Here is a 14,816-nt window from a genome sequence, read left to right on the forward strand (position 1 = left end):
GACGGTCCGTTCATCGGCCGCCCGTCTATCGACTGAGGCCGGCCGTCACCCGTACCGCGCTACAGCCGGTCAGCCCAGCCCGGTCACCCCAGCCCGGTCAGCGCACTCGCCGGACCGGCAGCACAGCCAGACCACCTGCGATGCCAAAGGCCGCCGAGGCCACGAACACACCCGCGAAACCCGATGTCGCCTCGACGATTCCTGCTCCGATGAGGGGGCCGAGCGCCTGCGGCACCTGCATCGCGATGTTCATGATCCCGAGGTCCTTACCGCTGTGTTCGGCATCCGGCAGCACCTCGGTCGCCAACGCCTGGTCCACCCCGAGGAACGAGCCATAGCCGACGCCGAGCAGTCCCGCAGCGACGAGGGTCATCGTGAACGACGACGTGCTCACCATTGCGACGGCCGCCAGTCCCTGCGCCAGTCCTGCGACCAGGACGAACGGCTTCCGTCGGCGCAGCCGGTCGCTCAGCGGACCGGTGATCAGCGCACCGGTCAGCACGAACACCATGTAGATCCCGGCCGCGATGGTCAACTTGTCGGCCGGATGGTCCACCCGCAGCCCGAACTGGAGAAACTGCAACAGCAGTGCCGTACCCAGCGCATTGCCGATGTTCACCAGGACGCGGCCCAACAGGGTCCATCCGAAGTCCGGCTGTTCGCGTGGTGAAACCCACATGTCGCGGATCAGCGACGCCGGGGTCAGCGTGCCCTTCTCGTGGGTGTGGTGTTGTGGGTCGTCGAGGTAGCAGAGGAACGGCGTCACCAGCACCACCAGCAAGGCCGCCAGCACCAGGTACTGTCCGACGTAGGTGGTGGTAAAGATCGTGCCGATCACCCCCACCCCCAGCAGGATTCCCAGCGCCTGGGGTGCCGAGACCCAGCTGGAGACCAACCCTCGCTGACCGTCCGGCACCTGGTCGCTGATCAAGGCGGTCAGGGCCGCGGCCGTGGCCGCGAATCCGGTGATGATGATGGACCAGAAGGCCGCCATCCCGAAGAAGGTGTGCTGGAATCCGAGTCCGGCCAGGCCGAACGCGAAGGTCATCACTCCCCCGGCGATCCAGGGCCGTCGTCGACCGAAGCGCCCGGTGGTGCGGTCCGACAGTGCGCCGACCAGCGGAAAGGTCACCAGCGCACACAGCGCCGAGATCCCGGAGATCTGTCCGAATGTGGCCACGCTGTGCCGCCATTGGTCCTCGGGAACGTTCACGGCGTCGAGGCCGAGCCACATGTTGATCTGCTGGGGAAGGGTCAGCTGGAACGGTGCGAGTTGCGCCATCCACACGCCCAGCCATGCCGATGCGAAGTAGGCGATCCAGCGCCGGCTGACCGGGTGACGGATGCCCGTCGACGGTCCGCGGCCGGCGTCGGTGACCACCCGGTGTCGGCCCGATGCTGCCGTCCCGGCGAGAGATCCTTGTCCCACAGAGGGTTTCATGACGTCACCTCTCCGACCAGGACGTCACCGGCAGCGGCCGATTCCGGGTCCGGCGGGTCGTCGTCGGCCGTGCGTGCCGCCCAGTAGCGCACCAGCGCACCCACGGTGACCGCGCCGAGGGAACAGACCACGAGTGCGGCCAGCGAGACCCAGTACATCGTGTCGTACAGCTCCAGGTGGGTCCGCAGGATCGCCCGCTGCGCGTAGGTCATCGGCGAGATGTCCCGAAACGGACGGAAGGCGGGAGGTGTTGTGCCCAAAGGGAATATCCCGCCGAACGCGAAGATCTGGTACATGAAGAAGGCGAATGAGGCGATCGACCCGAACACCTTGCCGAAGATCACCACGAACATCTGGGTGGTCAGTGCCGCCGCGATCCCGACCACCGCCACGACCAACACCATCGCCCACCAGTTGCCCGGACTCCATCCCACCGACGCCCCGTATGCCGCCAGGATCAGTGCGAACAGCACACCCGCCGCCGCGCCGACCGCCGCGCTGCGCAGGATGGGCAGCAGCGCCTGTCGCCACGCGGAGCGGTCGTCGTCGGCCCGGGGGCGGACGGGACGGATGATCATCCACAGCACGATGCAGAGCAGGAAACACCCGAGCACCACGATCACCGGTCCGGCACCCCGGGAGATCTCCTTGTGGCTGCGGTCGTCGTCGATCACGGTCTGGCTCGGCTGGAGATTGGCGACGTCGACGGTCATCGGCGTGGCGAACATGTCCGCACTCGCCGGGACGTCGTCGACGTTCGGCGCCTGGCCGGCACCGTCGGTCAGGCCCGTGGTCAGTTGTCCCATGCCCTGATCAACCTGGCCGGTGCCGTTGTCGAGTTGTCGGGCACCGTCGAGCAGTTCCGGCATCCCGTCGTTCAGCTCCCCCATTCCCGCGTCGAGTTCCTCGGCGCCACTGTCGAGTTGATGGGCGCCATCGGCGAGTTGCAGTACCCCACCGAGGTAGTCGGCCTGCGGATCGGAGAGCTGGCGGGCCAGTTCCGCGGTGCCGTCGCGCAATGCCACGATCTGCCCGAGTGTGCCGTTCTCGTCGGCCGCGTCGAGTTCGGCGAGCACTGTAGCGAGTTGACGTGCCGCCTCCCGGACACCGGAATCCGGATTGTGTTCGAGCGTGATCAGTGCCGGGGCGAGGGCCTGGGCAGAGTGTCCGGCGGGACCGATCGCGTCGATCAGCGGCGTGAGCACACCACCCAGGCCGTCTCGGATCTGGACGGCACCATCCCCCAATCGGTGTGTTCCGGTGACGAGTTCATCTGCGCCATCGGAGAGTTGACCCGCACCGGTGGACAATTGGGCGGTACCACTCTTCAGCTGAGTGACCCCGTCGGCCGCCTGCCCGACCCCGGCGGTCAACTGGCTGGTGCCGTCTTTCAGTTGCGCGGTGCCGTCTTTGAGCTGCCCCCCGCCGTCGGCCGCCTCTCGGAGTCCGGAGCCCATCTGGTTCAGCCCCAGCAGAACCTGGGTGGCGTACTGGGAACCGATCTGGGTGGTGATCTCCTTCTGCGCCTCCGTGATCACACTGTTGGCCACCGTCGGCCCCAGGGTTCCGTTGAAGTCGTTGTAGTAGACGTTGATGACGGCCTTCGTCGGATGGGCATCGGTGACGCTGTGCAGTCGAGAGGTGAAGTCTCTCGGGATGATCAACGCGAACGCGTATCGGGTCTCGGCCACTCCCTTCACCGCCTCCTCGCCCGAGACCTGGTGGAATTGGAGTTCTCCTGTGCTCGTGAGGGATTCGAGAACGTCTTTACCGATATTCTCGTATCCACCGTCGCTGGTCGCGCCGACGTCCTGGTTGACCACTGCGACCGGGACCTGTTTCAGATACAGCTCCGGGTCCCACATGATCCACATGTAGACGGCCGCGAGCGCGGTCGGCACCACCAGCAGCAGTACCGCGGCCACGCGGACCGGTCGTGACCGGGACGCCGCGTGGAGGGTCATGGCCACGCGACCGAGAAACGGTCGCTTCTCCGGGGTCGGTGGATCGTCGGGGGAATCGGTGACAGCGGTCATGCCGCGCCCTTTCATGTCGCTGAGTGCGAGAAGGATCGTTATCGGTCATCTGTCCGATAAACCGATGATGCGACACCCCACCACCGGCTTCCCAGTCGGAGGCCGAAGGTTTACGCGAGCGAAATGATCTGCACGGGAAGGTAATAGAACCACTCACACCCGATCCGACGACGTGATCTGGACCATTCCCGTACGGTTTCTCCGGTCGCCCTACCCCGCATGCCTGCCGCGGCCGACTTGACGGGCGCGACACAGCGCTATTCACTCACCGGTGTGACCCGCAGCCGTCTCACCGCCGCCGCACGGCGAGCTCAGCTCGTGGATGTCGCGATCGCCGTCGCCGAGGAAGGCGGTGTATCCGCCGTGCGGTTACGCGACGTGGCGCAACGGGCCGAGGTGTCCCTCGGAACGCTGCACCACTTCTTCCCCACCAAGACCCAGCTCATGACGTCGGTTGCACGGGCCCTCTCCGACGAGCTGCTGGACTCCATCGCCGTCGGGGTCCGGCTCGACACGTGGGACCGGCCGGGCGTGGCGGGCCTCGAGGGATTGCTGACGGCCTCACTCGACGCCCTGTGGCACACCGTCGAACAGACCGCGAATCGACAGTTGGTCACCTACGAGATGGCGACCCACTCGCTGCGTGAAGGCGAGGATGCGGGAATAGCCGAACTCGTCCGCAGCCAGTACGACGCCAACACCGAGCGGGTGTGCGCACTGTTGGCAACCATGGCCGAGGTCACCGGTACCACATGGTCGGTACCGGTGACCTCGCTCGGGCCGATGGTGCTGACCTTCATCGACGGCCTCGTGCTGCAGTGGCTGATCCACCACGACGACGAGGCCGCGTCGGTCCAGCGGGCGTTGATCGTCCGGCTGATCGTCGGCTCTGCTGTGGAGTCGTGACCCGTTCGGCGTGCCCAGTCGAGTCGGCGGCATCCCTCAGCGGGTGCCTCGATACCCGGAAAGACCTTATCGGGTCCGGGATTTGCTGCACGCGGTGGGGGGCCACTGGCGCGCCGCACCCAGGTTCCATGGCGATCCAGCGTGGGCACCTTCTCGGCGAATGCACGGCTGTGCCGGGTCTTTCCATCGCCCCGACCCCTTGGTGATGTATCGAACGGCCACTGCTCGAGACTGCCGGTATGCCCCTTCTTGACGCTCAGGACAACGAAGCGGCCGACTTCCTCATCGCGACAGAAGAAGTGGACGTCAAGGTCGCCAGAACCGTTCCTCTCGACCGTTCCATCGCTGTTGTCGGCGGCCCCGCCACCATCCCATTCGAGGCCGACGGTGAGCCCCCGGTCCCCGCCGTCTCTTCCGCAGATCGATCGACACCGTCTGCTGGGGACATCGCCGACGGCCACACCGAAATCGGTTGCGAACGCGGCATGAGATCGACATCGGCGGGGGTTGCACAGTTGATGGCGGGCAATGGGGCACCGTGGTCTTGGGGCCCTTGCGTAGGTAGGCCCTCCACGGTCCTCGCGTCGCGGTCGCCACGCCATCTCACCACGCATCGGGCTCGCTACGACCCAGGGACCCTACGGACGCAGTGCCGGTATCCCGCCCGACGACGCCGGTCGGCAGTGTGAATGACACTCGAGGTCGAATCGTCCAGACAGAGCCAAAGCCGCCAACCCGCCACATCTGATCCACCATTGGTGGGATCCTGCTTTCGATGACCGATAGCAGAACCCCAGTAAAGGGACGGCGAGCGCATGACCGACGACGACAGTATCCCGGCTGACGGCCGACCCCGCGCCGAGCGTCGGTGGACCGCATCGGCCTTCGTCCTGGTCTCGATGGCGGTGCCGTTTCTCCTCCCGGCACGCTACTCACCGGGAACCGACTGGCTCCTGCCCGCGATCGAAGGACTCGTGCTGGTGGCGCTGATCGTGGTCGATCCTGGTCGGATCGATCGGCCTGGCCCCCGGGCGCGTACCCTCTCGCTTGCCCTCGTCGCCGCGATCGCCGTCGGCGCCGCATGGGGCGCAGGGCGTCTCGTCTGGGATCTGTTGCACGGCAATCCCCAGACCACCGTGGCGACCGAGCTGCTCATCTCGGGCGCTCTGGTGTGGATACAGACCATCATCGCGTTCGCATTCCTCTACTGGGAACTCGACAACGGCGGACCGGTCACACGGCACCTGCGTCCGGGCAGACATCCCGACCTGGCTTTTCCGCAACAGCTCGACCCCGCGCTCGCCAAGCCGGGGTGGCGCCCGGTCTTCTTCGACTACCTCTACCTCGCGTTGACCAACGCCACCGCTTTCAGCCCCACCGATGTCATGCCGCTGGCCCGGTGGGCCAAGCTCGCGATGGCGATCCAGTCGCTGCTGTCGATCGTGATCCTCAGCCTCGTCGTCGCCAACGCGGTCAACCTGCTCGGATGACCGGTCCTCGCCCCAGGTTGTTGCGGACATGGTGGACCCACCAGGTTTCGACACGCGAGCGGCCGACACCCACGATGGTTGAGCCGACGCGAAGCGCGGACCCGTTGCGCACCAACACCACCGGCGCCGTTCTCGATGGTTGAGCCGACGCGAAGCGCGGACCCGTTGCGCACCAACACCACCGGCGCCGTTCTCGATGGTTGAGCCGACACGGAGCGCAGCGACAAGTCGAGTCGAAACCTCCGCCGGCCGAGCTCGCCAACCTAACCACCTCCGAAGCGGACACCACCCCAACACACGCCACAGAGATTTCGACACGGGTCCTCGCGATGCTCGGTCCCGGCTCAATCACCATTCAGGGAACCTCTCGCTCAATCAGCAACCAGCCCTCGATCGTTGAGCCGACTCAGAGCGCGGACCCCTTGCGCACCAACACCACCGGCGCCGTTCTCGATGGTTGAGCCGACACGGAGCGCAGAGATTTCGACACGGGTCCTCGCGATGCTCGGTCCCGGCTCAATCACCGTTCAGGGAACCTCTCGCTCAATCAGCAACCAGCCCTTGATCGTTGATCCGACGCGGAGCGCAGGGCCGGCCCGATGAATCCGCCCTCAACCACCAGAAGCGATGCGCACAACCATCTTTCCGATGTTCTCCCCGCGCATCATGCCCAGGAATGCGTCGACCGCGTGGTCGATGCCGTCGACGACGGTCTCGTCGTACACGATCTCGCCTGCGGAGAACCACTGCGCCATCTTCTCGTTGAACTCCTTGGCGTAGCCGAGGTAGTTGCCCAGGGTGAAGCCCTGCAGCGTCAGGCCCCGCGTGATGATGTTGCTCATGTTGCGCGGACCGGGCAGCGCCTTGGTCTCGTTGTACGCCGAGATGGCGCCGCACAGTGCCGCGCGCCCGCCGTCGTTGAACACATCGAGTGCCGCCTCGAGGTGATCACCGCCGACATTGTCGAAGTAGACGTCGATTCCCTTGGTGGCGTTGGCGCGCAACTGATCACGGACCGACCCGGCCCGGTAGTCGATGGCCGCATCGTAGCCGTAGCGCGACGTCAGCAGCTCGACCTTCTGCGGACCACCGGCCGATCCGATCACCTCGGATGCACCGAGCAGCCGCGCGATCTGTCCGGCGGCCGTACCGACCGCACCCGCGGCACCCGAGATGAACACGACGTCACCGGGTTTCACCCCGGCAATCACGGTGAGGCCCACGTAGGCGGTCAGCCCGGTCATTCCGAGGATGCCCAGGTACACCGACGACTCCGCACCGGCCGGCGGTTCCGGCAGTCGACTGAACGCAGCGGCGGGCCCGGTCGCCACATCTCGCCAGCCGAGCTGATGCAGCACGAGCGTTCCCACCGGCAGGTCTGCCGACCGCGATTCGACGACGCGACCGACGGCTCCGCCGCTCATCGTCTCGCCGAGCGCGAACGGCGGGATGTAGGAGCGGGTGTCGATCATCCGACCACGCATATACGGATCGACCGAGACGAACTCGTTGGCGACACGCACCTCGCCGTCGGCGAGATCGGCGAGCTCCACCTCGACAGCCCGGAAGTCCGAGGGTTCGGGCCAGCCGACCGGGCGGGAGACGAGTTGGATCTGGGTACTGATGGACATGAGACCTCCTGATCTCGGTGAGTGGTGACGGGTCAGCGTCAGGCGAGGAGTGCGATCGTGACCGCGACGACGGCCAGCAAAGGGAAGAACAGTTGGGTGACGGCCGCCTTGGCCTTACTCGGCGACGAGATCAGCAGCACCAGTCCGGCGGCGAGCATCGACCCCGCCCCGGCATAGATGAGCGCCGCTCCGACCGCGTCGGAGACCGCCCAGAGCGCGACGCCGACCACCGTGACGACGGCCAGGAACAGGTTGTAGAAGCCCTGGTTGAACGCCATCTCGCGGGTGGCCTCGGCCTCGGCGAGAGTGGTGCCGAAGGTGCGGCGGGTTCGCTCGTCGGTCCAGCGCACCGACTCGAGCACGAAGATGTAGACGTGCAGCGCTGCTGCGAGAACGGCACAGACGAGTGCGACAACCGCCATCGGGGCTCCTTGTGTAGACCGAACGGTGCAGACCTATACTAGAACGGTCGTTGCAGAATATGTCAAGGAGCCACTCATGGGACGAACCGCCGCCTACGACCGGAGTGATCTCGTCCGGTCCGCGCGCGATCTCTTCTGGCGTCGCGGCTTCGATGCCGTCTCTGTGTCGGAAGTGGAGGAGGCTACCGGCGTGGGCCGCTCGAGCATCTACCACGCGTTCGGCAACATGCGGGGACTCTTCGACGCCACCGTCTCCGACTATCTCGACGAGATCGTGCGACCCAGGCTGGAGCCCCTCACCGGAGACGCCGTCACCGCCACCGCCATCGTCGACTATCTCGTGGGTCTCCGAGCAGCCATCACCGCACTCGCCGGCGACACCACCCCCCACGGATGCCTCCTCCTGACCTCTGCCGCTACGCCGATCGGAGATGACGCTGCGGTCCACCAGGTGATCACCGACTATCACCGCGAACTGTCACAGGCCGTGTCGAACGGCATCCAGGCCCTCCTCCCCGACACCGAAACCGTTGCGCGACAGCGCTTGACGACCATCGTCACCGGCTCCTGCATTGCGGCGCTGACCCTGGCGCGGGTCGACGCCGCGGCGGCCTGCGAGACCCTCACCGCGGCCATCGGAATCCTTGAGGACACACGGGTCACCCTCGAGGACGCCCGGGACCGCCGATCGGAGCCGGCCACAGGCGTGCGTCCCGGCACTGGCCCCATGTGAACGCCATGTGCCAAACCCCTCACAAGCCCCCTCCCAGGCGTGTCAGGTTTTGTGTCCAGGCATGATCTGCTGATCACCGATCACCCCTGGAGGTTTGATGTCTGCCGTGTCCGACCGTGAGATCACCCTTCGTTTTCTCGCCGCACCGACCGACGCCACCACCCTCGGGGGTGACGTACGCGGCGGCCGGCTGCTGTCATGGATCGACAAGGCCGCCTATGCGTGCGCGGCAGCATGGTCGGGCGGCTATGCGGTCACCGCCTACTTCGGGAACATCACCTTCACGCGTGGCATCGAACCCGGCGACATCGTCGAGGTGACGGCCACGCTGATCCACACCGGGACGTCGAGCATGCACATCCAGTGCACTGTGCGCTCGGCAGCACCACACACCGGTGTCTTCACCGTGGCCGGCGAATGCCTGGTCATCTTCGTCGCGATGAGTGAGGAGCGGCGCCCTCGCCCGGTCCCGCAGTGGGTGCCGGTCACCGACGCCGACCGTGCCGCGCAGGAGTACGCGACCGCGCGGATTCCGGTCCGCCGGGCGATCGAGGACGCGATGGCCGGCGTGACCTATTCCGAGGCCGGAACCGCACCCCGCTCACAGACCCGATTCCTCGCCGCGCCCACCGATGTGAACTGGGGCGGCAACGCCCACGGCGGACGTGTGATGGAGTGGATGGACGAGTCGGCATACCTCAACGCGGCGCGCTGGTGTGGCGGACGGTGCGTGTCGGCCTACGTCGGCGGCATCCGGTTCTATGCGCCGATCCACATCGGCGACGTCGTCGAGCTCGACGCGAGGCTCATCTACACCGGCAAGCAGACGATGCACGTGTCGGTTCATGTCCGCGCGGGCGATCCGCACACCGGTGCGATGCGCGACTGCGCTCACAGCCTGACGATCGTCGCCGCCGTCGACGACCACGGTGATGCGACCGCCGTGCGACGGTGGGTTCCGGTCTCCGACGAGGACCGGGCACTCGACGACCACGCGCGTGAACTCATGGCGATGCGATCCTCGTTGCCGCGACGGCCCGAGTGGCTGACCACCGCCACCTGACCGCCGCCACCTCATCGCGCCATTCCCGGCGGCGGCCGATCCGTTCCCGATGGAACCTCACCGGCCGGGTCGGCGGTGATCGGCGGCGCCGACTTCACGCCATGGCGAGGAGACCACGCCCTGCACGACGAGGTGGTCGGCGACCGGGCCCGACCGGGATCGCATGTCGGCTCATCGCACGCTCGGAACCAGCCGGCCGTCCGCATGCTCGACGACCACAGTCAGCACGTACAGCGGAGCCTCCACCTCCGGCGGAGGGAACTCCACGGACCTGCCGGCGACGCTGCAGAGTTGCACCGGCAACGCCGACAGCTCGTCCAGGACGGTCCCGAAGATCAGGCTCACCTCCGACAGCCGGTGGGGCAGTACCGCACCGGCGATCCGGCGTCCGTCTCGATCGACCACCCCCAGCCGGTCGGGCACCGGACGCGTCGCGGCGGTACGGAAGTCGGAGCCGGCCAGTGACCGCAACACGGCGGACTTCTGTTCGTCGGAGCCGTCGAGGATGTAGGCCTTTCCGCTGATCCGGCGGATCAGTCCGGACACATCGGCGAAAGCCCACAGGTTGAAGCACACCTCGTGCTGATCGGCGGTGGCGCGGCGCGGGATACGACCGGTGTCGATGCTCATCGCGAGGTCCTCTCGTCGTCGGGTGTCGAGCCGGTCACCGTAACAACCGGCACCGACATCAGCGGACGACGTCGGTCCGACAACCGACAACCGGCAACCGGCAACCGGCAACCGACAACGGTCAGCCGTCCGGTGGCGCCACCAGGCCGTGGGTCACCGCGTACAGACTCGCACCGACGCGATTCGACGCGCCGATCTTCGCGTAGGAGCGCTCCACGTGATTGCGGACTGTCTTCTCGCTCACCACGAGCCGGTCGGCGATCTCCCGGTTGGACAAGCCGCGCGCCACAAGTCCGAGGATCTCGGCCTCCCGTGGGGTCAGTCGGTCATCACGTCGGGTCCGTGCCGGTTGCTGCCCGGACACCGCGAGCACGGCCTCCACGCACTCCCCGTCCAGAGCCCCCGCAGCAACCCGTCGCGCCAGCAGCGCCGCAGCCTCCGACTCCGACATCGCGTCTCGATACGGGCGCGGCTCGAGCGCCGAGCGGTAGGCGACGGCGGCCGCGAGCAAGCGTTCCGGTCGTCCCATTGCCGATCCACCGAGACCGGTCGGATATCCCGTACCGTCGAGGGACTCGTGATGGGAACGAGCGACCATCGCCACCCGCGACAGCGACGGGATACGCGACAACACCCGGTCGGTGAGGTAGGGATGCAGCCGGACCCGCTCCCAGTCCGCGGTGGTCAGCTCGCCCGGCTTGGACCAGATCCGATTGGAGATGCCCATCCGACCGACGTCGTGGACGTATCCGGCCCGCCGCACCGTGGCGATGTCGGCGTCGGCCAGCCCGAGATGCGACGCCGCGTCGGCGACGAGTGCTGCCACATTCCGCGAATGCCCCAGCAGGAAAGGGCATTTGAGATCTGCGAAGTCGCCGATCGCTTGCAGCAGCGTGTCGATCTCCGGATCGTGCAGTCGCCGTTCGGCATCCGGCGCCAGATCGAGTGCGCGTATCCAGAGGTCGGTATCAAGCGACGGCAGCGCATCTGCCGGGCTCCCGAGGAACGCATCGGCGACCTGCGGATCGAACTGTCCGCCCCGACGTCTCCGCACCATCGCCACGGCGCCGGCGACGCCGACGGTGCGGTCGTGGACCTCGACCATGTCGGCGAGCTGGGCGACCCGCATCGCTATCGGGATCTCATCACCCGCCGCACCGGCGGGCAGTCCCCGACCGTCGAATCGTTCGACGGTGTATCCGACGGCGTGAGCGACGTTCTCACCGAGGCCGATGTGCCGCGCCAGCGCCGATGCGGACCGGCAGTGCGAGTGCACCAGTGCGCCGATCTGACCTCGCGCATCTCGCAGCAGGATCGACATGGTCACCATGCGACGCACAAAGGGATCGCCACGCCCGATATTTCCCACGAGGAATCGCAGGTAGGGCAACCCGGTCCAGTCCACCAGGTAGGCATCGTGGCGCACGGCGATGTCATCACCGAACCAGCGGGCGTACTCCGGTGAGTCCGCATGACAGCCGATCCACATGACCAGCGTTGCGTAGTAGACGGTGTCGCGGACCGTGGTGTCGAGACCGAGGCGATCTGCCAGTCGGCATGCGATGATCGCCGACCGCAGCATGTGCTCGGCAGGCTGTCCGAGCCCGAGGTCGATGGCGATCGACAGTCCGGCCAGGACCTCCACCCTGCGTGGCGCGGCGAACGCGGTCATGGAGACGATTGTCGCGCGTGCCAGGTTCCCACACCATCACCCCGACGGCGTGAATCGCGCCCGACCCGCGAAGAACAGGCCACGCTGGGGTAGCCAGAAGTCACCCAGTCGAATCTGTGTGGTCAAGGGTTCCGGTCGGCCCAGGTCGACGTCGTGCTCGGTGGCGGTGCTGTCGACGACCCGCCAGACCCGCAGCGGCGCCGCCCGATAGTGCTGGCCCGCCGGGGTCGTTCCGGTCAGAGAAATTCGGCCACTGCGCAGCATGATTCGCGCCATCGGACCCATCGCTGCCAGAACGCTGTCACTCGACCACGCGGCCGACGGCATCATCTGCGCCATGGTGGTCATCGTGCGGGTGGCCGTCGAGCGCGCGAGGGTGATGCGCCAGCTCAGGTCCGCGACATGGACGTCGAGGGTGGTGTCGTCCTGCCAGGTCAGGTCGATCGGGCCGGTTTCGGAATGTGTCAGCGCCGGACCGAAGTAGCGGGCGCAGCTGAGCCCTGGCTCGACGGTGCTGTGGAACGTCCAGGCGCCGGTGGCATCTCGGTGCCAGACCGCACGATAGGCGGGACCGATCGAGCTGGCGGTCATGTCCCGCAGGGCGAGGTAGTGCCCACTGGAGAAGGCGATCCCCATGACACCGTATCCGCAGAATCGTTCGTCGGAGCCGGCCGGGAGTTCGCGGCCGGAGGTGAGATCCGTGGTGGCCCGTCGGGGTGTGAGTGTGGTGGTCATGCACCCAGTGTCAGCCGGGACCGATCGTGGTCGCGTGAGGCATCTGCCTCACCTTCGGGCCCAGTCGCCACCGACGGGTCGACGCGGGCAGCACGCGACGACGGAGTCGGTCTGGACAAGCACCGCACGCCATCACCATGCGGCGGTCGAGCAGGACGCCCTCGCGAAGCGAGGCCGACCCGCGATCGAAACCCCTGTCACCACCGCCCGGAACAAACAACCTCCGAGTTGCTCACCCCGCGACCCCGGCCGACCGAGGTTTCGACGCGCCTCGTCGCTCCGCTCCTCATCGGCTCAACCACCAACTGGTAGTGGATCATTGAGCCGGACCACCCTTCGACGATTGAGCCGGACCACCCTTCGATGATTGAGCCGGGACCGAGCCGGAAGAGGCGAGGACCCGAGTCGAAATCTCCACAGCCCACCTCGGGAAGCCACCACCTCGTACGTCGCCGCGCCGGCGACCCGGCCGACCGAGGTTTCGACACACCCCGTCGCCCCGCTCCCCGTCGACTCAACCACCAACTCGCCGTTGCTGATTGAGCCGATACCGATCAGCGCACGGCGAGTGCGCGGACCAGACCGCCGTCGCGCGGGATCATCGTGACGTTGCGGTGTCGCGGGCGTTCGGCGGGCCGGTCATGGGTCTCGAGATCCACGCGACGCAGGATCTCGGTGACGACCGTGGTCAGCTCGGCCATCGCCAGCGCGGCCCCCAGGCAGCGTCGGTTCCCGCCGCCGAACGGCAGCAGGGTGTGCGGTGCGGGTCGCACCCCGAGGAAACGTCCCGGGTCGAACGCGAATGGCTGCGGGTACAGGTCATCGCGATGATGAAGCAGCAGGATGCTGACCAGCACCGTCATCCCGGACGGCACCAGTGTGGTGCCGAACCTCCAGGACTGCAGCAGTTCCCGGGCCACCAGCGGGACCACCGGGCGATTGCGCATGGACTCGTTGAGCAGCGCGGCCACGTAGCCGTCGTCGCCGGCCGCGACTGCCTCACGCGCATCGTCGTAGACGCCCGGGTTGCGAGTCAGTCGCTCGAAGGTCCATGCCACGGTGTTCGCCGTGGTCTCGTGACCCGCGAGGACCAGGGTGAGCAGCTCATCGCGGATCTCGCCGTCCGACAACGGTTGTCCATCCTCGGTTCGGGCGTCGAGCAGCAGCGCCGTGATGTCGGTGCGTTCTCGCGCTCCCGACTCCGCACGACGCTCGGCCAGAATGGCTGCGATCGCCCGATCCACCGGCCGCAGAACGAGTTTGGTGACGCCCACCGGGTTCTCGCTGAATCCGTTCATCAGTTGCGCGGCGGTCGCCACCGGCTGTGTGGACATGTGCAGCGCGCGGACCAGCGCGGTGCGCAGCGCCCGTTCGGCCTCGGTGGTGGGCACCCCGTCGGGTAGTCCGAACACCGCGGACATGATCACGTCGAGGGTCAGATGCTGCGCCAGATCGGCCAGCCGCACGGGCTCACCCACCGGCCACGCGTCGATCCGCGCCGCGGTCGCCCGCTCGATACTGTCCCGATAGGCCGCCACCGACTTGCCGTGGAAGCGCGGCATCAGCAGGGAACGCTGTCTGCGATGACGTTCGCCGATCGAGGTCAGCACCGAGTTCGGACCGACGATCGGCCGCAGCGGAGACCGTCGGGTGGCCGACGGTGCGATCGCCGGGTCTGCGGTCATGAGCGACGTGATGTGTGCGGGATTGCACACCACCGTGACCGGACCGGGCCCACCGGCGAGGTCATACCACAACACATCGCCGCGTTCGGCCGCGTCATCGAACAGCACATCGCCCTGCCGTCGCACGAATCTGACCGAGTTCCAGACGGATTCGACCCGTACTCGCTTCGATATCGGAGGCGGCGACGACACGTCGTCATCGAGTTGCCCCGCGCGCTCGTCACCGCCGGCGATCCCCGACGACTCGTCGGCCGGTCGCAGGTGCCATCCCGTCGACGTCCCCGCGCGCGGGATCGCCCGGACCACCGTCCCCACGCGGGACACCCCATACGTCAATGCGCCTGTCATCGTTGTTCCGGTCATCGTTCTCTC

General features: G+C 67.1%; 12 protein-coding genes. 4 read left to right on the plus strand and 8 right to left on the minus strand.

The features are described from left to right. Nucleotides 1–97: 97 nt before the first annotated feature. Together ACWDUA_RS04370 and ACWDUA_RS04375 are read right to left on the minus strand one after the other, a co-directional pair. Nucleotides 98–1,441 carry an MFS transporter gene (locus tag ACWDUA_RS04370; protein ID WP_449749783.1) on the minus strand — a complete coding sequence of 448 codons (1,344 nt, stop codon included), beginning with the start codon at nt 1,439–1,441 and terminating at the stop codon, nt 98–100. Beyond that, complete coding sequence (locus tag ACWDUA_RS04375; protein WP_449749784.1) at nt 1,438–3,477, minus strand: YhgE/Pip family protein; 2,040 nt, start codon at nt 3,475–3,477, stop codon at nt 1,438–1,440. Before ACWDUA_RS04375 ends, ACWDUA_RS04370 begins: the two co-directional genes overlap by 4 nt. Nucleotides 3,478–3,750: 273 nt before the next feature. Here ACWDUA_RS04375 and ACWDUA_RS04380 point away from each other — a divergent pair, with 273 nt between their 5' ends. Then, entirely contained in the window at nt 3,751–4,383 is a 633-nt protein-coding gene (locus ACWDUA_RS04380) for a TetR/AcrR family transcriptional regulator (protein ID WP_449749785.1), read from the plus strand. An 815-nt stretch (nt 4,384–5,198) separates the two neighbouring features. Then, a complete protein-coding gene (locus tag ACWDUA_RS04385; RefSeq protein WP_449749786.1) occupies nt 5,199–5,873 on the plus strand; it encodes a hypothetical protein in 675 nt (224 codons plus the stop codon). A gap of 611 nt (nt 5,874–6,484) precedes the next feature. On the opposite strand, the gene ACWDUA_RS04390 is transcribed toward ACWDUA_RS04385, so the two are convergent. Together ACWDUA_RS04390 and ACWDUA_RS04395 are read right to left on the minus strand one after the other, a co-directional pair. Continuing rightward, entirely contained in the window at nt 6,485–7,504 is a 1,020-nt protein-coding gene (locus ACWDUA_RS04390) for an NADP-dependent oxidoreductase (RefSeq protein ID WP_449749787.1), read from the minus strand. Nucleotides 7,505–7,542: 38 nt separating this feature from the next. After that, nucleotides 7,543–7,926 (minus strand): DUF1304 domain-containing protein, encoded by a 384-nt coding sequence (locus ACWDUA_RS04395; RefSeq protein ID WP_449749788.1) that lies wholly within the window; start codon nt 7,924–7,926, stop codon nt 7,543–7,545. Between the two features lie 76 nt (nt 7,927–8,002). On the opposite strand from ACWDUA_RS04395, the gene ACWDUA_RS04400 reads away from it, so the two are divergent. Together ACWDUA_RS04400 and ACWDUA_RS04405 are read left to right on the plus strand one after the other, a co-directional pair. Then, nucleotides 8,003–8,659 carry a TetR/AcrR family transcriptional regulator gene (locus ACWDUA_RS04400; protein ID WP_449749789.1) on the plus strand — a complete coding sequence of 219 codons (657 nt, stop codon included), beginning with the start codon at nt 8,003–8,005 and terminating at the stop codon, nt 8,657–8,659. A 97-nt stretch (nt 8,660–8,756) separates the two neighbouring features. Further along, on the plus strand, nt 8,757–9,722 hold the full coding sequence (locus tag ACWDUA_RS04405; RefSeq protein WP_449749790.1) for an acyl-CoA thioesterase: 966 nt from the start codon (nt 8,757–8,759) through the stop codon (nt 9,720–9,722). Nucleotides 9,723–9,893: 171 nt separating this feature from the next. Here the strand turns inward: ACWDUA_RS04405 and ACWDUA_RS04410 are convergent, their stop codons facing one another. The 4 genes from ACWDUA_RS04410 to ACWDUA_RS04425 form a co-directional block, all read right to left on the minus strand. Then, a complete protein-coding gene (locus ACWDUA_RS04410; RefSeq protein ID WP_449749791.1) occupies nt 9,894–10,352 on the minus strand; it encodes a hypothetical protein in 459 nt (152 codons plus the stop codon). A gap of 121 nt (nt 10,353–10,473) precedes the next feature. Beyond that, entirely contained in the window at nt 10,474–12,024 is a 1,551-nt protein-coding gene (locus ACWDUA_RS04415; protein ID WP_449749792.1) for an HD domain-containing phosphohydrolase, read from the minus strand. 36 nt (nt 12,025–12,060) lie between these two features. Next, nucleotides 12,061–12,759, minus strand: a complete 699-nt coding sequence (locus ACWDUA_RS04420; protein WP_449749793.1) for a hypothetical protein — start codon at nt 12,757–12,759, stop codon at nt 12,061–12,063. Between the two features lie 554 nt (nt 12,760–13,313). Continuing rightward, nucleotides 13,314–14,807 carry a cytochrome P450 gene (locus tag ACWDUA_RS04425; RefSeq protein WP_449749794.1) on the minus strand — a complete coding sequence of 498 codons (1,494 nt, stop codon included), beginning with the start codon at nt 14,805–14,807 and terminating at the stop codon, nt 13,314–13,316. Nucleotides 14,808–14,816: the final 9 nt, after the last annotated feature.

It is taken from the genome of Gordonia sp. NPDC003376 (assembly GCF_053589235.1).

Coding starts and splice junctions, on each gene's coding strand:
- ACWDUA_RS04370 (WP_449749783.1), bottom strand. CDS start 1,441: ATGAAACCCTCTGTGGGACAAGGATCTCTCGCCGGGACGGCAGCATCG.
- ACWDUA_RS04375 (WP_449749784.1), bottom strand. CDS start 3,477: ATGACCGCTGTCACCGATTCCCCCGACGATCCACCGACCCCGGAGAAG.
- ACWDUA_RS04385 (WP_449749786.1), top strand. CDS start 5,199: ATGACCGACGACGACAGTATCCCGGCTGACGGCCGACCCCGCGCCGAG.
- ACWDUA_RS04390 (WP_449749787.1), bottom strand. CDS start 7,504: ATGTCCATCAGTACCCAGATCCAACTCGTCTCCCGCCCGGTCGGCTGG.
- ACWDUA_RS04395 (WP_449749788.1), bottom strand. CDS start 7,926: ATGGCGGTTGTCGCACTCGTCTGTGCCGTTCTCGCAGCAGCGCTGCAC.
- ACWDUA_RS04400 (WP_449749789.1), top strand. CDS start 8,003: ATGGGACGAACCGCCGCCTACGACCGGAGTGATCTCGTCCGGTCCGCG.
- ACWDUA_RS04405 (WP_449749790.1), top strand. CDS start 8,757: ATGTCTGCCGTGTCCGACCGTGAGATCACCCTTCGTTTTCTCGCCGCA.
- ACWDUA_RS04410 (WP_449749791.1), bottom strand. CDS start 10,352: ATGAGCATCGACACCGGTCGTATCCCGCGCCGCGCCACCGCCGATCAG.
- ACWDUA_RS04415 (WP_449749792.1), bottom strand. CDS start 12,024: ATGACCGCGTTCGCCGCGCCACGCAGGGTGGAGGTCCTGGCCGGACTG.
- ACWDUA_RS04420 (WP_449749793.1), bottom strand. CDS start 12,759: ATGACCACCACACTCACACCCCGACGGGCCACCACGGATCTCACCTCC.
- ACWDUA_RS04425 (WP_449749794.1), bottom strand. CDS start 14,807: ATGACCGGAACAACGATGACAGGCGCATTGACGTATGGGGTGTCCCGC.